Below are 19,230 nucleotides of genomic sequence, written 5' to 3'. Positions count from 1 at the left end.
CCCCCCCCCCGCCGGGACCGGCTCGATGCGCTTTTGCGGCGAGCGACGGCGGCGGAGCAGGACTACTTGCGCGGGTTGCTGCTCGGCGGGGTGCGCCAGGGCGCGCAGGACGGCGTCATGCTGGCCGCGATCGCCAAGGCCGCCGACGTGCCGCTGTCTGCCGTGCAGCGGGCGGCCATGCTCGCCGGATTCGCGGGGCCGGTGGCGGTGGCGGCGCTGACCGGCGGCCAAGACGCCCTTGCCGCGGTGTCCGTGGAGGTCGGGCGGCCGCTGCGGCCAATGCTGGCAGGAAGTGCGCCCGAGGTGGCCGCGGCAATGGCCGACGGCGTGACCGTTGACCTTGAGCGCAAAATCGACGGCATTCGCATCCAGGCGCACAAAATCGGCTCGGAGGTGCGGCTTTTCACCCGCTCCTTGGACGAGATCACCGATCGACTCCCCGAAGTCATCGACCTCGTCGCGGCCCTCCCCGCCGGCACCGCGATTCTCGACGGCGAGACGGTAGCCGTCCGGCCGGACGGGCGCCCTGAGCCCTTTCAGGTCACCGGGGCCCGCACTGCCTCGACTGCCGATCCGGCCCAGCTGCGCGCCAGCACGCCACTGGCCACCAGCTTCTTCGACCTGCTGCACATCGATGGGGAGGACTTGCTCGATCGGCCATTACACGAGCGGGTGGCGCGCCTGCATACGGTCATCCCGGCGGCGGCGACCATTCCGCGCATCACCACCGACTCGCCGGAGGAGGCAACCACCTTCTTCGCGGCGCAGGTCGCCGCTGGGCACGAGGGGGTTATCGTCAAGGACCCGACCAGCCCGTATGCCGCGGGTCGCCGAGGCGCCGGCTGGATCAAGGTTAAACCGCGACACACCCTTGACCTGGTCGTTCTCGCGGTGGAGTGGGGCAGCGGACGGCGCCGCGGGACCCTGTCCAATATCCACCTCGGCGCCCGCGATGCCGACGGCAAGTTCGTCATGTTGGGCAAGACGTTCAAAGGGATGACCGACGCGATGCTGGCGTGGCAGACCGAGCGCTTCCTGGCCCTGGAGACGCACCGCGCCGGCCACGTGGTCCATGTCCGGCCCGAGCAGGTGGTCGAGATCGCCTTCGACGGGATTCAACGCAGTTCCCGCTACCCCGGCGGCATGGCCCTGCGCTTTGCCCGTGTCCTGCGCTACCGCGACGACAAGACCGCGGCCGAGGCCGACACGATCGACACGGTGCGCTCGCTACGCGGCTGGTGAGCCCCCGGTGGCGATTGACCTGCGCCTTAGCCTCCGACGGCGGGCCCACCTTCCCTAGGGTCGAGGAATGGACGACACCAAAGTCACTGTCGAGCGGGTCATCCCCGCCTCCACCGACGCGATCTTCGACGTGCTGAGCAACCCGGAACGGCACGTCGCCCTGGACGGCTCAGGATTCATCCGATCCACGCAAGGGGCGCAGCGGATCAAGGCGGTCGGAGACGTTTTCACGATGAACATGGACGGCCCGCACATGGGCGGCGAATATCAGACCGACAACCACGTCACCGGCTACGCCGACAACGCCCTGCTCGCGTGGCAGACTGCGCCCGCCGGGACCGAGCCTCCCGGCTGGGAGTGGGTGTGGGAACTGACGGCCCAGGGCCCCGACAGCACCCTGGTGCGGCATACCTATGACTGGTCCAAGGTGACCGACAAGGCTCTCCTGGCCAAGGTGAAGTTCCCGCTGGTGACGCAGGACCAGCTCGACGACACGCTCGTCAAGCTCGACGAGGCCGTCTCCTCCTGACTTAGCCGAGCCTCTCTACCCTGGGCGTATGCCGCTGTCCTGGGACGATCTCGCGGGCGCCAGTCTGGCGCGCCAATTCCCCGAGCGGACCGCTCAATTCCCCGACGACACGGCGGATTCGCCGTCGCCCGAGCGCGTGGCCACCCTGCTCGGCGCGATCGGACCGATCCAGGCACAAAACGCTCGTGCCCCGTTCATCGGACTCGCGGCTCGAATCCCGGGGGTGACGCACGCCCAGATCAGCGCGGCCTACACGGCGCGGTCGATCGTGCGCGGCAGCAACCTTCGAGGCACAGTCCATACGAGCACCCCGGCGGATCATGCTCTTTTGGATGCGGTCACGCACCTTGGCCAGCGGGCCCCGCAGGCACGGACGTTGCGCCTGGTCGAGACCGACCTCGCGGCGGTGTGGGCGGCGCAAGAAGCGTTCGCCGCCCAGGACCCGCGCACCCCGGCGCAACTTTGGGAGCACCTGCGCGACTGGATCTCGGAGCACGATCCCACCGCTTCGCCCCGCCTCAACGACGCGGCGGGTCGCTACTTCGGCTTCGGCCACGGCGGGCTCATCCGCGAGCCGCTGACGGGCAGTTGGTCCGGCCAGACGGCTCCCGGCTACCGCAGCGCCTCGGCAGTCCTGGGCACCGACTACACCGCGGCCCGGACCGGCTTCCGCAACGACCCGGACGCCACCGCGGACGCCCTCGTCCGCCTGCACCTCGCCCGATTCGGCCCGGCGTCACGCCACGACGTCGCCTGGTTCAGTGGCCTCGGCCTGACCGCGATCGACCGGGCGCTGGCTCGCGCCGCAGGGTCCCTGCACCAGGACATCGGCCCTGACGAGCGGATCTACTGGTCCCTGCCAGATGCGCCGCCCCCGCGATCGGTCGACGGCGTGAGGCTGCTCCCGGAGTTCGACGCCCTGCTGTGCTCCATCGACCCGCGGGCGCGCCGACGCTTCGTGGCGCCCGAGCATTACGACATTCTCTGGCGGCAGGAGAACGGCATGCTCTTGGCCCCGCTGATGGTCGACGGGAGGCTCACCGGCTATTGGCGACTCGTCGGCGCGGGCCGCAAGCGCAGCGTCGAGGTGACGTACTTCGCGCGTACCCGCAAGCCGCGCCGCGCCGAGTTCGATCAGCCCCTGGCGGCGCTGGCCGCCGCCATGGCCCTGGACATCGACGGCCTCGCCGTCGCGCGGCATACCGGCACTTAAGGTGTGGGACGTGCCCGCCCTGCCCACCCGCACCCCCAGAGTCGGGCCGTGGGTCCGCCTGCTCACTCGGATTCGCCTCCTGGGGGTCGTCCTCGCGGCTGCGCTCGCCACCCTCGCCTCCGCGACCACCGCGTATGCCGCGCCCTCCCCCGATCTGCCCCCACACCGCATACCCGAGGAGGTCACCAGGGTTGTGCAAACCCAGGCTCTCCCGTGGGTCGTGGCCAAGTCCAAGGACACCGGCAATGTCGATCGAGTCGCCACCCTCACGGGCGTCGGCGACATCCACGAGATTTTCGCGTTCACCGACACCTGGATAGCCGGGAACGCGCCGCAGACGCCGATCGAGTCACGGCAGCACTGGTCCGCCGTGCTCCTTGCCAATGGCCAACCCGCCGGCGTCGTTGATATTGCGGAGAAGGATGGCGTCATGGCGCCGACCGGCTACGGCCTAGCCCGCGATCTCGCCGCCGTTCTGGCGGGTACCGGCGACGGCTACTACATCGTGGGCACGCAGCTGACCGGGAGCTGGATTCTGCGCGGCGACACCCTGACCCCGGTCGATTCCTTCGCCCGCAAACTCAGCGCCGACCCGATTTCCTTGACCGAGGCCCAACCGAAAATCCACGCGAGCGTCCAATCGGCTGTCGACACCACTCGACCCACGGACATGGGTTTCTTCCTGCTGGTGATCGTGGGCACCTTCGTGCTGATGGGGTTTGGCGTGTGGTGGCGCGCCCGCCGGTCCCCGCGCTAACCCGGTCTAGCCACTGAGCGGTCGCACCTAACGAGTCTCAAACGTGTACGCGGCTTAGGGATAGAAGACAATCTTCACCAGACCCACGACCCCGACCACGAGGATTACGGCCCGCAGCACCGGCGGCGGCAGTCGGCGCCCGATCCGGGCTCCCAGCACACCGCCCGTGAACGACCCGATCGTGATGAACAGGACGACCCACCAGTCGATGTGCTCGCGCGCAAATAGCAGGAAAACGACGGCCGCCACGACGTTCACCAGGGTGCCGATCACGTTCTTGATGCCGTTCAACGTTTGCAGGTCCCCCGTGGCGAGGGTGCTCAGCAGCCCCATCAGGATGATGCCCTGAGCCGCGCCGAAGTAGCCGCCATACATTCCGACGATGACGATCCCGACCATCAGGGCCACCACATGGCTGCGGGGGTTGCTGGCCCCGACCGTATGCCGCGTCCGGCTCCACACCTGAATGCGCGGCCCGAACACCACCAACACCAGCCCGAAGACGATCAGCACCGGCACGATGGCCGAGAACGCCTTGGCGGGCAGCACGAGCAGCAGCAATGAGCCAGCAGCCGCCCCGACGACCGCCAACGGCAGCAGCCGCGCCAGCATGCGCCCATGCCCGGCGAGCTCGCGTCGATACCCCACCGAGGCGGTCACTCCCCCGGCCACCAAGCCCAAGTTGTTGGACACATTCGCGGTCACCGGCGGGTAGCCGAGGATCAGCAGAGTCGGAAAGGTGACCAGCGACCCGGACCCCACGATGGCGTTGATCGTGCCGGCCCACATTCCCGCGAGAATCACCACGAGGGCGTCAACAACGGGCACCTGCCCACCCTAAGTCGTCAATGGCCCTAGGGTGAGCGCGTGACCATTACCGGGCCGCGCGCCGTGATTCCCGCGCTGCTCGTGCATGCCTACACGGCAGTGGGCGCGATCCTTGCGCTCTACATGGTCCATTGGTCCTATCAGGGCCGCGTTCGCGACGTCCTGTGGCTGTTCTTGGTCGCGATGGTCATCGACGGCACCGACGGCTTCCTCGCCCGTCGCTTCGAGGTCAAGACCGTGACGCCATGGTTCGACGGCGCGCTGCTGGACAATATCGTCGACTTCATCACCTACGCCTTCGCGCCGATGCTGTTGTTGTGGGCGAACGGCTACCTCCCCGACGGGCCGCTCGGAGGCGTGGTGGCGGCGATCCCCGTGCTGTCGTCCTGCTATCAGTTCTGCCGGTCGGACGCCAAGACCGAGGATCACTACTTCATGGGGTTCCCGAGCTACTGGAACATCCTGGCGTTCTATGCCGTGGTCTTCACCCTGAGCCCGACGGCGACGACGATCCTGACCCTGCTCCTGGCGATCATGGTCTTCGTCCCGGTCAAGTACATCTATCCCAGCCGCACCGCGATGTGGTGGGCGCTGAACATGTCCTTGGCCACCGCCTGGCTCGGGCTGTATGCCGTGATCACCGCCGCGCTGCCAGACCCATCGAGCCTGCTGGTCTGGCTGTCCCTGGCCTATGTCGCCTACTACGTGATCGTCTCGCTGTGGATGACGCTGCGCCGCGACACCCCGCGCCCCGCCTGACGCCATGGGGGACTCGGTTTCGCTGGACACGGTCCGGGCCACCCGCTACGTCACCCCATTGCGCGAGGGTGGCAGCCTCCCCGGCATCGTCGAGGCGGACGACCTCGGCACGTATGTCGTGAAGTTCCGCGGCGCCGGTCAGGGGCTGAAAGTGCTGGTTGCCGAAGTCATCGTGGGCGAACTCGCGCGGCGGCTCGCCATACCGACTCCCCGCCTCGTCGAGATCGACCTGCCCGACGCGATCGCGAAGTATGAGGCGGACGAAGAGGTCCAGGATCTGCTGACGGCAAGTCTCGGCAGCAATCTCGGGGTCGACTTCCTCCCCGGGTCATTCGGCTACGACGGGTCCCGCCCGCCTGCGGCTGAGCTTGCCGCCGACATCATCTGGCTGGACGCTTTCACCGCCAATGTCGATCGGACGTGGAGCAACCCGAACCTGCTGGTCTGGCATGGTCGGGTCCACGCCATCGACCATGGTGCCGCGCTCTATTTCCACCATTCCTGGCCGCGAAAGGCGCCGAATCCGGCTCGCTTCGCGGCGCTCCCCTTCGATGCCTCGGGCCACGTTCTCCACGATGTTGCCGGCTCGCTCGCGGAGGCGCACGAGCGCCTAGCGGGACAGCTCCCGGGGCTGATCGAGGGGATCGTGGCCGCGGTCCCGCAGGCATGGCTGGAGACGACGGTGGAGCTGCCGGACGTGGGTGCGGTCCGCGCGGCATACGTGGAGCACTTGTCTGCGCGCCTGGCCGGCGCCGACGCCTGGCTCCCGGGGGCGGCGCGATGATCCCCTATCAATATGTCGTCCTGCGTGTCGTCCCGAGGGTGGATCGCGAGGAGTTCGTCAACGTCGGGATCGTCGTGTTCGCCGACGCAATCGACTATCTCGACGCGGCCTTCCACCTCGACCAGGGTCGGTTGGCTGCCCTCGATCCCGGGCTCGACCTCGCCTCTGTGGAGGCGTCCTTACAGACCATTTGTGACGTATGCCGGGGCCTCACCGGCCGCGGTCGGCCAGACTTACCTACTCCCGGGCGCCGGTTCGGTTGGCTTGCCGCTCCCCGAAGCACGGTCGTTCAGCCGGGGCCGCGGCACGGCGGCCTGACGGACGACCCGAGCGTCGCCCTGGCCGGCTTGGTGGAGCGCCTGGTCCAGCCGCCAGCCCCGAGGACCACGGCTGGAGTTTCGGCGTGAGGTGGCTGGCGAGCCTGCTGTGCGCGCTGTGGTGTGGGGTGGTGCTGGCCGCGCCGGCAGGGGCGGCAAATCCGCCGCTGCCGCCGCAGTCGGTCCCTACCGACGTCGCCCGGGTGTTCGCCGACGAGACGCTGGCCTGGGCCAATGCGCTGGAACCCGGCTCCGGCAAACCCACGCACACCTATACCTCCGTCGGAGCGGTGCGGGAGATCTTCGGCTTCACGGGCGAGTTCCTGTCCGGCAAAGGCGACGTCACCCCCATCCGATCGCTCAATCACTGGAGTGCCCCTCTGCTGGCCGACGACAAGCCGGTCGCGGTCGCCACGGTCGCGATGGAGAGCGGCGCCTATCGCACGGTCGGAGTCGTCGGGAGCGCGGACCTGGCGGCGGGGCTGGCCGTCGGTCCCGCCGGCTACTACGTCGAGGGGCAGCCGAGCGTCGGGACGTGGGTTTTGAACGACGACCGCACGCTCGCCCCGGCGGACGACTGGGCCAGGCGGATTTCCGCCACCGCAATCGCGCTGACTGACGCGCAACCGTTGCTCACCGCCGGCTGGCGCTCGACGCAGTCGCAGGGCGGCATCCCGATGTGGGGATTGGTCCTGATCGGTGTGATCGGACTGGCCGGCACGATGACGACGATCGCGCTGCTGACCCGGCCGCGGCGGGGTTAGCGCGATCTGAGCTCCCAGGCGGCGACCGCCGCGGCGGCGGCCACATTGAGCGAGTCGACGCCGCCGGCCATCGGGATGCGCACCGTCAGATCGACGCGCGACAGAGTGCGCCGGCTGAGCCCGTCACCCTCCGTGCCCAGCACCAAGGCAAGTCGCTCGGGCGCCTGCGCGGACAGGTCGGCGAGGCTGATGGAGTCGTCGGTCAAGGCCAGCGCCGCCGTCCGGAACCCGGCGTCGCGCAGCATGTCCAGCCCGTCTGGCCAAGGGTCGATCCGTGTCCACGGCACCTGGAAGACGGTCCCCATCGACACCCGGATCGAGCGTCGATAGAGCGGGTCGGCGCAGCGGGGCGTGACGAGCACGGCGTCGATTCCGAGGGCGGCGGCGGAGCGGAAGATCGCGCCCACATTGGTGTGATCCACGATGTCTTCGAGGACGAACACGCGCCGCGCCCGCTCCAACACCGCCGCCACCGGCGGAAGCGGTTGCCGCTGCATCGAGGCCAACGCACCCCGGTGCAGGTGGAATCCGGTCAGCGCGGTCAGCGTCTCGGCGGAGCCGGTGAAGACGGGTATGCCGCCGGCCTCCGCCTCGGCGACCAGATCGGCGAGATCGGTCAACCAGCGCTCCCCCAGCAGGTAGGAACGCGGACGAAAGCCGGCGGCAAGCGCCCGCCGGATGACCTTCTCCGACTCGGCGATGAAGAGCCCGCCATGCGGCTCATACCGGCGGCGCAGCGCCATGTCGGTCAGGCCGACGTAGTCGTGCAGGCGCGGGTCCGCGGTGTCGGTGATGGTCTCCGGCAAGGCCGTCGATCAGCCTTGCGGTGCGGGCGGGTAGGCCGTCGGCGGGAACGGCTGGCGCGGTGCCGGTTGGCCTTCGACACCCTCGCCCGGCGTCGGCACCGGCGGGACCGGCTGAACCGGGGGTGCCGGCAACTCCGGCCGCTCACCGGCCGGCGCAGCCGCCGCGGCCGCCGGTTCCGCCGCCGCAGTGGGCTTGTGTGCCGCCAACCGAGCAGCCCGCTCCTTGGCTTCGTTCTCGGCCGCCCCGGCCTCACCGCGAGCCTCTTCGAGCGCCTTAGCGGGGTCTTCGAGGATCGTGCCGCTGAAGGCATTGGCGATTTGCGCGCCCGGGTCAACCCACTCGTCGTCGTCATCGGAGGCCTGCGAGTTCGCCTGTCCGCCAAGGGTGTTGCCGATGCCACGCAACGCGTCGGTCAGCTCCGAGGGGATGATCCACATCTTGTTGGAGTCACCCTTGGCCAACTGCGGTAGGACCTGGAGGTACTGGTAGGCAAGCAGCTTCTGCGTCGGCTTGCCCCGGTGGATGGCGTCGAAGACCTCCTGGATGGCGCGCGCCTGGCCCTGCGCCTCCAGAACCCGCGCCTGCGCGGAACCCTCGGCACGCAGAATCTGGCTCTGCTTCTCACCTTCGGCCGTGAGGATGTTCGAGGCCTTGATGCCTTCAGCGTTGAGGATGGCGGCACGGCGGTCACGCTCGGCCTTCATCTGCTTCTCCATGGACTCCTGCACCGACATGGGCGGGTCGATGGCCTTCAGCTCGACGCGGTTGACCCGGATGCCCCACTTGCCGGTCGCCTCGTCGAGAACGCCGCGCAACTGACCGTTGATCTGGTCGCGGCTGGTCAGGGTCTGCTCCAGGTCGAGCGAACCGATGACGTTGCGCAGGGTGGTCACCGTCAGCTGCTCGATGCCTTGGATGAAGTTGGCGATTTCATAGACCGCCGACTTCGCGTCGATCACCGAGTAGTAGATGACTGTGTCGATGTTGACGACGAGGTTGTCGCTGGTGATCACCGGCTGCGGCGGGAAGCTGACGACCTGCTCGCGAAGGTCGATATTGGCCCGGACCTTGTCGACGAACGGCACCAGGATGTGGATGCCGCCTTCGAGGCTGCGCGAATAGCGACCGAGGCGCTCGATAATGAGCGACGTCTGCTGCGGCACGATCCGAACAGTGCGCAGCACGATCACCACCGCAAAGATGAGGAAAAGCGCGAGAACGATGAGTTCGGGTGCCATGGGCGTTCCAATCAGTGGTGCGTGATGTGAGACCTGCGCCCACATAGGAAGGCAAGGAAGTCAGTCGATCGCGTCCTGCGGCAGCGACGGAACCGGGGAGACGATGACCGTGGCGCCCTCGATCGACACCACGCGAACCTCTTGACCCGGCTCACACGGCAACGACCCATCGGCCGTCCGCGCGGACCAGATGTCTCCGGCGAGCTTGACGCGGCCCCCATCACGAGCGGTGACGGTCTCGACCACCTGCGCGCCGCGGCCCACCAGGGCCGAGGAGCCGATGCCGTGGTCGGTCACCGTGTCGAGGAAGCGCGACCGGGCGAGCGGACGGACGAACAGGACGAAGAGCACGCCGACAACCGCCGCCGTGATGACTTGGGCCGCGAAGGGCGCACCGAATGCGGCGACGAGGGCACCGGCCAACGCCCCGGCCGCCAGCATCACGAACACGAAATCGACGGTTGCGGCCTCGACAGCCGCCAACGCGATCGCGAGCCCGAGCCACCCCAACCACGGGTTGTCGCTCAGCCACTGCATGCGTGCTCTCCTTCCTCAGCCGTATGACGCACCATGCGTCATACGCGTTCCCTCACGTCCGCGCGGGCGGAGTAGCGGTCGCCGTGTCGGTCGAGAACCAGCGGCATCCCGAAGGCGGCGGAGAGGTTCTCCGCGGTCAGCGTGATCTCGATTGGCCCCTGAGCGACCACCTTGCCCTCGCGCAGGAGGAGGACGTCGGTGAAGTTGGGCGGGATCTCCTCGACGTGGTGCGTGATCAGCACCAGGGCCGGGGCCTCGATGTCGCCGGCGATCTCTCCCAACCGGGCGACGAGGTCTTCCCGGCCGCCGAGGTCGAGTCCGGCTCCGGGCTCATCAAGGAGCAGCAGCTCCGGATCGGTCATCAGGGCCCGGGCGATCTGAACGCGCTTGCGCTCGCCCTCCGAAAGCGTGCCGAACGTCCGGTTGGCGAGGTGGGCAGCACCGAGTGCTTCCAGGAGTTCCAGCGCCCGGCCCTCATCCATGCGTTCGTAGGTTTCGCGCCAACGACCCACCACGCCATACGAGGCCGTGACCACGACATCGCGCACCCGCTCGCCGGGAGGAATGCGTTCGGCGAGCGCGGCGGAAGCGAGACCCACACGGGGCCGCAGCTCGAAGACATCCACGGCACCCAGCACTTCGGACAGCACCCCGGCGACCCCGGCGGTCGGATGCATGCGGCCGGCGGCGACCTGGATCAGGGTGGTCTTGCCGGCGCCATTCGGACCGAGCACGACCCACCGCTGGCCCTCCTCGACCTCCCAGTCCACCTCGTTGAGGAGGTATTTGCCGCCGCGCACGACGGATACCCCCGCGAAGGCCAAGACGTCGCTCATGAGATTGACCCTACCTGCCCGTGACTACGCTTCGGGGCGTGTCCTCCGCCGCCGACCACCCCCGTCCCGAGCGCCGCGTGACCACCGGGGAAGACTTCGTCGCGGCGCTGCGGGCGGCCGCGCCATACGTTCATGCCCACCACGGACGAACGTTCGTCGTGGTGATTCCGGGTGAGATCTGTGCGCGCGACGACGTGGACCGGCTCCTTGGGGACCTCGCGCTGCTGCACAGCCTCGGCGTCGGCCTCGTCCTGGTCCACGGTTCCCGCCCGCAGATCGATGAGGAACTGCGGCTGCGCGGGCTGGCGGCCCGCTACCACGGCGATCGCCGGGTCACGGATGTCGCGTCGATGCGGGCGGTGAAGGCCGCGGTCGGGGTGTTACGCATGGACCTGGAGGCGCGGCTGTCGGCGAGCCGCAGCGTGACTGTCAAGGAGGAGTCGCAACCGCGGGTCGTCGGCGGCTCGTGGGTCACGGCCAAGCCGGTCGGGGTCCGCGACGGCGTCGACCATCAGTTGACCGGCGAGGTGCGGCGCATCGACATCGCCTCGATCCGCCAGGCCGTTGCCCAGGGACAGATCGTCTTGCTGTCCCCGGTCGGGTACTCCCCTACCGGCGAAGCGTTCAATCTGCGCAATGCCGACATCGCCGAGTCGGTATCGATTGGGCTCGGCGCCGACAAGCTGATCTTCGTCATGGACTCCGAGCCGGGCCGCTGGCGCAGTCTGCTCGGGACCGGCGACTCCGGGCAGATTTCGCTGAGCGCCGCCGAGCCGCTCGTGGGCGCCGTCGGGCCGGAACTCGGCGTCGAAGATCGCAATTGCATCCGGGCTGGCATCGCGGCGGTCACCGGCGGGGTCCGCCGCGTTCACCTGATCGGCACCGAGGGGGCGTCACCGTTGCTGCGCGAGCTCTACACGCGCGACGGTGCCGGGTTGATGATCGCCGACGAGGACGACTACGAGGCCATTCGTCCCGCAACGGTCGAGGACGCGCGCGCGATCGCGGAGTTGATCGCGCCCTTGGAACGCCAGGGCATCCTGCGTCCGCGCTCGGCCGAGCAGCTGGAACTCGACATCGACACCTTCTCGGTCATCGTCCGTGACGGGATGGTGATCGCGTGCAATGCATTGGTCGACTTCCCGGACGACGAGGCGGCGGAATTCGCGTGCGTCGTCGTGCACCCCGCCTACCGGCGACGCGATCTGGCTGCGGCGCTGCTGCGGCGGGCTCGCGCCACGGCGCGGGCTCGCGGCTATCGGCGCCTGTTCGCGCTCACCACCGCGACGCCGCACTGGTTCTTGGAGCACGGATTCGTACCCGGAACCGTGGGTGACCTCCCGGCCGCAAAGACGCGGACGTATGACGCATCCCGCGCCTCCAAGGTGCTCCTCCTAGAAGCGCCCTGACCGTCGGCGGGTGCTGATGATGCTCATCAGCCTCGCTACGCGTGCCTAGCCCAGGACGGAGCGGTAGACCTCGAGTGTGCGGTCGCCGATGCTGGCCCAGGAGAAGGAGTCGACGGCGCGGCGCCGTCCGGCGAGGCCGAAGGCGTGGGCCCGGTCGGGGTCGCTGACGGCCTCGTTGAGCGCCGCGGCGAGATCGGCGACGAACTTGTCGGGGTCGATCGGCGTGCCGGTGCCGTCCTGGACCTGCTCGATCGGGACGAGCCAGCCGGTCTCGCCATCGACGACGACCTCGGGAATGCCGCCGGTGGCCGTTGCGACCACGGGCAGCTCACACGCCATCGCCTCGAGGTTGACGATGCCCAGCGGCTCATACACCGACGGGCAGGCGAAAACCGTTGCGGCGGAAAGCATCGCGGTCACTTGATCGCGCGGAAGCATCTCCGGGATCCAGACGACACCGTCGCCGCGCTTCGCGCGCAGGTCGTCCATGAGCGCCTCGACCTCGGCCATGATCTCGGGGGTGTCGGGCGCGCCGGCCAACAGCACGATCTGGACCTCTGGCGGAAGCTCGGCCGCGGCCCGCAGCAAGTAAGGCAGGCCCTTTTGGCGGGTGATGCGTCCGACGAAGATGACGGACGGCTTGTCGGGGTCGACGCCGTGGCTGCGGACGACGTCGAGGTTGTGGTTGGGCTGCCACAACTGCGAGTCGATGCCGTTGTGGACGACCTTGACCTTGGCCGGGTCGATGGACGGATAGCTCTTGAGGATGTCCTCGCGCATGCCGGCGCTGACGGCGATCACCGCGGCAGCGGCCTCATACGCCGTTTTCTCCACCCAGGACGAGACCCGGTAACCGCCGCCGAGCTGCTCGGCCTTCCAGGGCCGCAGTGGCTCGAGGCTGTGGGCCGAGATGATGTGCGGCATACCGCCCAAAAGGGAGGCGACGTGGCCGCCGAAGTTGGCGTACCACGTGTGCGAGTGCACCAGGTCCGCCCCCTCGGTGCCGGCGACCATGGCGAGGTCGACGCCCATGGTCTGGATGGCGGGGTTAGCCGAACTCAGCTCCGGGAGATCGGCATACGCAAAAGTGCCGTCCTCGTCGCGCGGCGCGCCGAAGCAGTGCACGCGCACCTCCATGTCGCCGCGGTTGCGCAGCGCACGCACCAACTCGGCAACGTGCACCCCCGCTCCCCCGTAGATCGCCGGTGGGTACTCCTTGCTCAGAATGTCGACGCGCATCTGTGAAACCTAGTCCTCAGCGCGGCTTTTCGGCTATCGGTGCGACGAGGGATGGGACGGACCTCGCCGGACAGGTTGTCCAGGCACTACGGTCGTTCTATGGCATCTGGAGGCAAGGGTCCGAAGGTTCTCGCAATCATCCTCGCCGGCGGGGAGGGCAAGCGGCTGATGCCGCTGACAGCGGATCGCGCCAAGCCGGCCGTTCCGTTCGGCGGTATCTACCGGCTCATCGATTTCGCCCTGTCGAATGTCGTCAACTCCGGCTATCGGCAGATCGTTGTGCTGACCCAGTACAAGTCGCACAGCCTTGACCGGCACATCTCCAAAACCTGGCGTCTGTCAACGCAATTGGGTAACTACGTCGCCCCGATCCCGGCGCAGCAACGCAGCGGCAAGGACTGGTATCTCGGCAGTGCCGACGCGATCTACCAATCCCTGAACACCATCAAGGACGAGCGGCCGGACATCGTCGCGGTGCTCGGTGCTGACCACGTCTATCGCATGGACTTCAGCCAGATGATCGACCAACACCGGGAGACTGGTGCTGGCGTCACGGTTGCGGCGATCCGTCAGCCCATCTCGTATGCCGACCAATTCGGCGTCATTGAGGTCGACCCAGACAATCCGGTCAAAATCCACCGCTTCCGCGAGAAGCCCACCGATGCCGTCGGCCTGCCCGATGCCCCGCATGAGGTGCTGGCCTCCATGGGCAACTACGTCTTCGACGCCGACGTCCTCGTCGATGCCGTGACCAAGGACCACGATCTCGAGGGCAGCAAGCACGACATGGGCGGCGACATCGTCCCGGCCTTCGTCTCCCAGGGCGGCGGCTATGTCTACGACTTCAAGAAGAACGAGGTCGACGGCGCCACCGATCGCGACCGCGGCTACTGGCGCGATGTCGGGACCCTGGAGTCCTATTACGAGGCGAATATGGACCTGGTCAGCGTGCACCCGGTCTTCAACCTCTACAACTACGACTGGCCGCTGTTCACCAGTTATGGCGCACTGCCGCCGGCGAAGTTCGTCCACGGCCACCACAACCGCTTCGGTGAGGCCCTGAACTCCATCGTTTCCCCCGGCACGGTCATCTCCGGTGCCCGCATCACCGGGTCCGTCGTGGGGCCGAAGGTCACGGTGCACAGCTACACCGAGATCTCCGACTCGGTGATCATGGACGGGGTAGATATCGGCCGCAGTTGCCAGATCCGCAAGACGATCCTGGACAAGGATGTCGTCGTCCCAGAGGGCACCTCGATCGGCTTCGACCTCGATCACGACCGCGCTCGTGGCTTCACCGTCACCGACACCGGCCTCGTCGTCGTCGGCAAGGGGCAGACCGTCACTCCTTGACGCACGCCCCTGACAGACGGACACGCGTGCGCCCGGAGGGGCGGCGCGGCATACGGTGTGGATCGTGCAGATCCATCGACCCGACCGCCTCGCCGCACTCCGGGCGCAGCCACGTCTGCTCTTCGTGAGCGATGTCGACTCGACATTCATCGGTCAGGAGGTCATCGAATTGGTGGCCGCCTTCGCGGGCACGCAGGACGAGGTCGCCGCGGTCACCGCGGCGGCCATGCGCGGCGAGCTGGACTTCGCGGAGTCGCTGCGGGCGAGGGTCGCGACCCTCGCCGGTTTGCCGGTGGCCGTGCTCGATGAGGTTCGCGCGCAGGTGGCGCTCACTCCGGGCGCGGCCGAGTTGGTGGCGTGGTGCCGGTCCGCCGGACATGCCCTCGGCCTGGTGTCGGGCGGATTTCACGAGGTGATCGATCCACTGGCGGCGGCGCACGGCATACAACATGTGCGGGCGAACCGGTTCGAGATCGAGGATGGCCGCCTGACCGGGCGGGTTCGCGGGGACATCGTCGATCGCGCGGCCAAGGCCGAGACACTGCGGACGTATGCCGCGGCCGAGCACCTCCCGACGCACGCGTGCGTCGCGATCGGTGACGGGGCCAATGACCTCGACATGATGGCGGCTGCCGGGCTCGGGGTGGCCTTTGCCGCCAAGCCGGTCGTCGCAGCCGCGGCCGATGTGGCCCTGCCCGGGCCCCGACTGGATGACCTGATCGCCGTGATTGCGGCCGACTCGTCGGGGGCTACCGCAGAGTCGTCACAGGCTCAACTACGCTGACGCAATGGCATCGCCCTCCACGCCTGTGCCCACCCTGCTGATCATCGGCGGTGCCGAGGATCGGCGCGGCAAGGCCCGCATCCTGCGCCGGTTCGTCAAGTTGGCCGGGGGCAAGAACGCCTCCATCGTGATCATCCCGACGGCGTCGTCGTTCCAGAGCGAGGTCGTGTCGGCATACGCCAAGTTGTTCATGAAGATCGGCATCGCCGGATGGGACGTGGTCAATCCGCAGACGCGGGCACAGGCATCCGACCCGGCCGGTGTGGCCGCCCTGGATGCGGCGACCGGGATTTTCATGAGCGGCGGATCGCAGCTGCGACTCAGCCAGATTTTCGCGGGCACGCCGATGGGCGACGCGATCCACCGCGCGCACCGGCGCGGGGCCGTGATCGGTGGGACGTCGGCGGGTGCCTCGATCATGAGCGAGTTCATGATTTCGCTCGGCGACGAGGGCGTGACGCCGAGGCAACGCACGAGCCAGATGAGCCACGGCCTCGGTCTGCTCAAGGGGTTCGTGGTCGATCAGCACTTCGCCCAACGCCAACGGTATGGCCGTCTGATGTCGCTGATCTCGATGTCTCCCAATCTCATCGGCATCGGGATCGACGAGGACACCGCGCTGGAGGTTCAGGACGGCAAGCGCGCCGTGGTGCACGGGCGCGGCGGCGTTTATGTCCTCGACTGCCGATCGGCGATCACCGACGCACCCGAGGCACGCTCCGGGGCACCGCTTTTGGTCTCCGGCGCCGTCGTGCACAGCCTTCCGGCAGGGGCTACGTTCGACCTTGAGAAATTGGTGCTCGTCGATTTCGTCGAGAAGCACCCCGATGTCGGCATCACCATCACGGTGGCCCAGTCGAGTCGGGTGTAATCACGGCGAGGTCGGTTCACCGGCAAGGCCAGCAAGTCCTCGTGTTCGTCCCCCACCGAGTTCGGAGTCATCGATGAGCCAGGATCGACCCACCCCCACTGAGCCGGCAGCGCCGGATTTGCGCATCCTCGAAGAGCGCGTCTACCGCGGCGGCAATATCTGGTCCTACGATCCGGCCATTCACTTGGTGGTGGATCTCGGTGTGCTGGAGGCGTATCCGACCGACACGCTGCCCGGCTTCACCGATGGCCTGCTTGAGCTCGTGCCCGGGTTGGCCAATCACTCCTGCTCCCGCGGACGCGAAGGCGGGTTCGTCGAGCGGCTGCGCGAAGGGACGTGGCTGGGGCATGTCGCCGAGCATGTTGCCCTGGCGTTGCAACAGGAGGCGGGTCACGACCAGCGCCGCGGCAAGACCCGGATGGTCAAGGGTCGCCCAGGCGTCTACAACGTCGTCTACGGCTACACCGACGAAGGCGTGGGGCTATCGGCGGGGCGGCTGGCCGTGCGCCTGATCAACCACCTGATCGCTCCCGACGAGGAGTTCGACTTCGCCGAGGAGTTCGAGTACTTCCTGAGGCGGGCCGAGCGGACCGGCTTCGGGCCGTCGACACAGGCGATCCTTGAAGAGGCGATCAGCCGGGACATCCCCTACATCCGACTCAACTCCGGGTCATTGGTGCAACTCGGTCAGGGCGTGCACGCGCAGCGGATCCGCGCCACGATGACCTCTCGCACGGGCGCGCTCGCCGTCGACCTGGCCGGCGACAAAGACATGACCATCAAGTTGCTCGGATCGGCCGGGCTACCGGTTCCCAAGCAAGAAACGTGCCGGACGGAAGCCGGCGCGGTCGAGGCGGCGCGCGGCATACGGTTCCCGGTGGTAGTGAAGCCGCTCGACGGCAACCACGGCCGCGGTGTCGGCCTCAATCTCATGAGCGATGACGAAGTGCGCGCCGCGTTCGCCGTGGCGAAGGAGGAGTCGCGCGGCGGGTGGGTGATTGTCGAGTCCTATATCACCGGCAAGGACTACCGGTGCCTGATCATCGACGGACGGATGCGGGCCATCGCCGAACGTGTGCCGGCCCATGTCATCGGGGACGGCACTCATACGATCGAGGAACTGGTGGCCATCACCAACGCCGACCCGCGTCGCGGGGTGGGCCACGAGAAGGTCCTGACCCGGATCAGCGTCGACGAGGCGGCCATCGAGCGGGTGGGCGACCAGGGCTTCGCCATGGATTCGGTTCCCGAGCCGGGGACCATGGTCAAGCTGGCGCTGACCGGCAATATGTCGACGGGCGGCATCTCGATCGACCGGACCTTCGAGGCGCACCCCGACAACGTCGAGATCGCCGAGGAAGCCGCGCGGATGATCGGCCTCGACGTCGCCGGTATCGACTTCATCTGCCCCGACATCACCCAGCCGGTGCGCGAGACCGGGGGCGCGATTTGCGAGGTCAACGCGGCGCCCGGCTTCCGCATGCATACGCATCCGACCGTGGGGGAGCCGCAGTTCATCGCCAAGCCCGTGGTGGATCTGCTCTTCCCGCCGGGGGCGCCGTCGCGCGTGCCGATCGTGGCCGTGACCGGCACCAATGGCAAGACGACGACGTCGCGGATGATCGCCCATATCTTCAAGGAGACGGGCAAGAAGGTCGGCATGACCTCCACCGATGGTGTCGTCATCGACGAGCGGTTGGTGATCAAGGCCGACGCGTCCGGGCCGCGCTCGGCGCGAATGGTGCTGCAGAATCCGCGGGTCGAGCTTGCCGTCATGGAGGTCGCACGCGGCGGCATCCTGCGGGAGGGGCTCGGTTATGACCGCAACGACATCGCGGTGGTCACCAATATCGCGCCCGACCACTTGGGCATGCGCGGCATCGACACGCTGGAGCAGCTCGCCGATGTGAAGGCGGTCATCGTCGAAGCGGTGCCCCGCAACGGTTTTGCGATCCTCAACGCGGACGACCCGCATGTGCGGGAGATGCGCAATCGGTGTTCGGGCTCGGTGATCTGGTACTCGATTCAGCCGCCGGACAGCCCCGAGCGGGCGTTCATCGAGAAGCGTTTGCGTCGGGGTGGTCGCGCGTTGGTGCTGGACCCCACGGATCGCGGCGACATGATCGTCATCAAGGACGGCGCCCGGACAATGCAGTTGGCCTGGACGCACCTGCTGCCGTCGACCTTCGGCGGCACAGCGATGTTCAACGTGGCCAATGCCATGGCTGCGGCCGGTGCGGCCTTTGCTGCGGGCGTCGGCTTGCACGAGATCCGGCAGGGGTTGCGGACGTTCACCACGAGCTACTACCTCTCCCCCGGCCGGATGAACCTCATCAACGTGCGCGGCACCGAAGTCTTCGTCGACTACTGCCACAACGCGCCCGGGATGGAGGTCATGGGCACGTTCGTCGAGAAGTATGCCGACGCCAAGGCGGCCACCTCTGAGTGGGGCAAGATCAGCCGGATCGGCATGGTCGCGACTGCCGGCGATCGACGTGACCAGGACCTGCGTGACCTCGGCGCGGCGGCGGCAAAGTTCTTCGACGTGATCGTCGTGCGCGAGGACGAGCGCCTGCGCGGACGCAAGCCCGGCGAGTCGGCGGCCCTGATCATCGAAGGTGCTCGCGCTGCCCAGCAGGCCGGCGGCGCCCGGGTGCGTCAGATCGAGGAAGTCCTCGACGAGGTCGCGGCGGTTCGCCACTGCGTGGCGCGGGCGAATCCGGGCGACATCGTGGTGCTCTGCGTCGACAACCACGCCCGCGTCGTCTCCGAGTTGGAGTCGATCACCCAGGCGGCGCAGGCGCGGGCCAACGAGCGGGGCGGTGACCTCGACGTCGGGTGACCTCGGGGCGCCTGAGAGGCCGAAGCCGCCCAGTGGCGTGAAGACGAGGTGTGCGTGGGTGGCGGGACGCGGGTCCCCGCGCAACTCAGCACAAGTTAGTCAACTGCGGACACCTTGCAAG

General features: G+C 68.0%; 19 protein-coding genes. 13 read left to right on the top strand and 6 right to left on the bottom strand.

Annotated elements, in window-relative coordinates:
• From BN13_RS03135 to BN13_RS03120, 4 genes are all read left to right on the top strand, one after another.
• Window positions 1-1,242, top strand: a 1,242-nt coding sequence (locus tag BN13_RS03135; RefSeq protein WP_053079701.1) for an ATP-dependent DNA ligase, incomplete at its 5' end; no start/stop codon positions are given.
• Window positions 1,243-1,309: 67 nt separating this feature from the next.
• Window positions 1,310-1,771, top strand: coding sequence for an SRPBCC family protein (locus BN13_RS03130; RefSeq protein WP_048544361.1), 462 nt, complete (start codon window positions 1,310-1,312; stop codon window positions 1,769-1,771).
• Window positions 1,772-1,799: 28 nt separating this feature from the next.
• Window positions 1,800-2,984 carry a winged helix DNA-binding domain-containing protein gene (locus tag BN13_RS03125; protein ID WP_048544359.1) on the top strand — a complete coding sequence of 395 codons (1,185 nt, stop codon included), beginning with the start codon at window positions 1,800-1,802 and terminating at the stop codon, window positions 2,982-2,984.
• A gap of 10 nt (window positions 2,985-2,994) precedes the next feature.
• Entirely contained in the window at window positions 2,995-3,741 is a 747-nt protein-coding gene (locus BN13_RS03120) for a hypothetical protein (RefSeq protein WP_157038405.1), read from the top strand.
• A gap of 54 nt (window positions 3,742-3,795) precedes the next feature.
• On the opposite strand, the gene BN13_RS03115 is transcribed toward BN13_RS03120, so the two are convergent.
• Window positions 3,796-4,569, bottom strand: coding sequence for a sulfite exporter TauE/SafE family protein (locus tag BN13_RS03115; protein ID WP_048544355.1), 774 nt, complete (start codon window positions 4,567-4,569; stop codon window positions 3,796-3,798).
• Window positions 4,570-4,608: 39 nt separating this feature from the next.
• Between BN13_RS03115 and BN13_RS03110 the strand changes: the two genes are divergently transcribed.
• From BN13_RS03110 to BN13_RS03095, 4 genes are read left to right on the top strand one after another with little or no spacing between them, the layout of a single operon-like run.
• Window positions 4,609-5,328, top strand: coding sequence for a CDP-alcohol phosphatidyltransferase family protein (locus BN13_RS03110; protein WP_048544354.1), 720 nt, complete (start codon window positions 4,609-4,611; stop codon window positions 5,326-5,328).
• A 4-nt stretch (window positions 5,329-5,332) separates the two neighbouring features.
• Window positions 5,333-6,112: a HipA family kinase gene (locus BN13_RS03105; RefSeq protein ID WP_048544352.1), complete on the top strand. Its 780-nt coding sequence runs from the start codon at window positions 5,333-5,335 to the stop codon at window positions 6,110-6,112.
• Window positions 6,109-6,519 (top strand): DUF3037 domain-containing protein, encoded by a 411-nt coding sequence (locus tag BN13_RS03100; protein WP_048544350.1) that lies wholly within the window; start codon window positions 6,109-6,111, stop codon window positions 6,517-6,519. The genes BN13_RS03105 and BN13_RS03100 overlap by 4 nt, the downstream gene beginning before the upstream one ends.
• Entirely contained in the window at window positions 6,516-7,193 is a 678-nt protein-coding gene (locus BN13_RS03095) for a hypothetical protein (RefSeq protein ID WP_048544349.1), read from the top strand. The genes BN13_RS03100 and BN13_RS03095 overlap by 4 nt, the downstream gene beginning before the upstream one ends.
• On the opposite strand, the gene BN13_RS03090 is transcribed toward BN13_RS03095, so the two are convergent.
• From BN13_RS03090 to BN13_RS03075, 4 genes are read right to left on the bottom strand one after another with little or no spacing between them, the layout of a single operon-like run.
• On the bottom strand, window positions 7,190-7,999 hold the full coding sequence (locus BN13_RS03090) for a TrmH family RNA methyltransferase (RefSeq protein WP_048544347.1): 810 nt from the start codon (window positions 7,997-7,999) through the stop codon (window positions 7,190-7,192). The two genes, BN13_RS03095 and BN13_RS03090, sit on opposite strands and share 4 nt — an antisense overlap.
• A 9-nt stretch (window positions 8,000-8,008) precedes the next feature.
• Entirely contained in the window at window positions 8,009-9,238 is a 1,230-nt protein-coding gene (locus tag BN13_RS03085; protein WP_048544345.1) for an SPFH domain-containing protein, read from the bottom strand.
• Between the two features lie 60 nt (window positions 9,239-9,298).
• Complete coding sequence (locus BN13_RS03080; RefSeq protein WP_048544344.1) at window positions 9,299-9,775, bottom strand: NfeD family protein; 477 nt, start codon at window positions 9,773-9,775, stop codon at window positions 9,299-9,301.
• Between the two features lie 38 nt (window positions 9,776-9,813).
• Window positions 9,814-10,611 carry an ABC transporter ATP-binding protein gene (locus BN13_RS03075; RefSeq protein ID WP_048544342.1) on the bottom strand — a complete coding sequence of 266 codons (798 nt, stop codon included), beginning with the start codon at window positions 10,609-10,611 and terminating at the stop codon, window positions 9,814-9,816.
• Between the two features lie 38 nt (window positions 10,612-10,649).
• Here BN13_RS03075 and argA point away from each other — a divergent pair, with 38 nt between their 5' ends.
• The gene (gene argA, locus BN13_RS03070) at window positions 10,650-12,020 is read left to right on the top strand and encodes an amino-acid N-acetyltransferase (RefSeq protein ID WP_048544340.1); all 1,371 of its coding nucleotides are present in this window, start codon (window positions 10,650-10,652) and stop codon (window positions 12,018-12,020) included.
• A gap of 45 nt (window positions 12,021-12,065) precedes the next feature.
• Here argA and glgA read toward each other — a convergent pair whose 3' ends face one another.
• Window positions 12,066-13,259, bottom strand: a complete 1,194-nt coding sequence (gene glgA / locus BN13_RS03065; RefSeq protein ID WP_048544337.1) for a glycogen synthase — start codon at window positions 13,257-13,259, stop codon at window positions 12,066-12,068.
• 99 nt (window positions 13,260-13,358) lie between these two features.
• Here glgA and glgC point away from each other — a divergent pair, with 99 nt between their 5' ends.
• The 4 genes from glgC (at window position 13,359) to cphA (ending at window position 19,109) form a co-directional block, all read left to right on the top strand.
• A complete protein-coding gene (gene glgC, locus BN13_RS03060) occupies window positions 13,359-14,612 on the top strand; it encodes a glucose-1-phosphate adenylyltransferase (protein ID WP_048544335.1) in 1,254 nt (417 codons plus the stop codon).
• A 64-nt stretch (window positions 14,613-14,676) separates the two neighbouring features.
• Window positions 14,677-15,396 (top strand): phosphoserine phosphatase SerB, encoded by a 720-nt coding sequence (serB, locus tag BN13_RS03055; protein ID WP_235433918.1) that lies wholly within the window; start codon window positions 14,677-14,679, stop codon window positions 15,394-15,396.
• Window positions 15,397-15,400: 4 nt separating this feature from the next.
• Window positions 15,401-16,267: a cyanophycinase gene (locus BN13_RS03050; protein ID WP_048544333.1), complete on the top strand. Its 867-nt coding sequence runs from the start codon at window positions 15,401-15,403 to the stop codon at window positions 16,265-16,267.
• A 73-nt stretch (window positions 16,268-16,340) separates the two neighbouring features.
• The gene (cphA, locus tag BN13_RS03045) at window positions 16,341-19,109 is read left to right on the top strand and encodes a cyanophycin synthetase (protein WP_048544331.1); all 2,769 of its coding nucleotides are present in this window, start codon (window positions 16,341-16,343) and stop codon (window positions 19,107-19,109) included.
• The last annotated feature ends 121 nt before the right edge of the window (window positions 19,110-19,230 follow it).

Source organism: Nostocoides jenkinsii Ben 74 (genome assembly GCF_001046875.1).
GTDB classification, from domain to species: Bacteria; Actinomycetota; Actinomycetes; order Actinomycetales; family Dermatophilaceae; genus Nostocoides_A; species Nostocoides_A jenkinsii.
This window is presented reverse-complemented; position numbering and strand designations above follow the sequence as displayed.

What these genes read in the sequence shown, in the direction of transcription:
- BN13_RS03080 (WP_048544344.1), bottom strand. Translation starts at nt 9,775, where the DNA reads ATGCAGTGGCTGAGCGACAACCCGTGGTTGGGGTGGCTCGGGCTCGCG.
- glgC (WP_048544335.1), top strand. Translation starts at nt 13,359, where the DNA reads ATGGCATCTGGAGGCAAGGGTCCGAAGGTTCTCGCAATCATCCTCGCC.
- BN13_RS03085 (WP_048544345.1), bottom strand. Translation starts at nt 9,238, where the DNA reads ATGGCACCCGAACTCATCGTTCTCGCGCTTTTCCTCATCTTTGCGGTG.
- BN13_RS03050 (WP_048544333.1), top strand. Translation starts at nt 15,401, where the DNA reads ATGGCATCGCCCTCCACGCCTGTGCCCACCCTGCTGATCATCGGCGGT.
- BN13_RS03105 (WP_048544352.1), top strand. Translation starts at nt 5,333, where the DNA reads ATGGGGGACTCGGTTTCGCTGGACACGGTCCGGGCCACCCGCTACGTC.
- BN13_RS03075 (WP_048544342.1), bottom strand. Translation starts at nt 10,611, where the DNA reads ATGAGCGACGTCTTGGCCTTCGCGGGGGTATCCGTCGTGCGCGGCGGC.
- cphA (WP_048544331.1), top strand. Translation starts at nt 16,341, where the DNA reads ATGAGCCAGGATCGACCCACCCCCACTGAGCCGGCAGCGCCGGATTTG.
- BN13_RS03130 (WP_048544361.1), top strand. Translation starts at nt 1,310, where the DNA reads ATGGACGACACCAAAGTCACTGTCGAGCGGGTCATCCCCGCCTCCACC.
- BN13_RS03100 (WP_048544350.1), top strand. Translation starts at nt 6,109, where the DNA reads ATGATCCCCTATCAATATGTCGTCCTGCGTGTCGTCCCGAGGGTGGAT.
- glgA (WP_048544337.1), bottom strand. Translation starts at nt 13,259, where the DNA reads ATGCGCGTCGACATTCTGAGCAAGGAGTACCCACCGGCGATCTACGGG.
- BN13_RS03125 (WP_048544359.1), top strand. Translation starts at nt 1,800, where the DNA reads ATGCCGCTGTCCTGGGACGATCTCGCGGGCGCCAGTCTGGCGCGCCAA.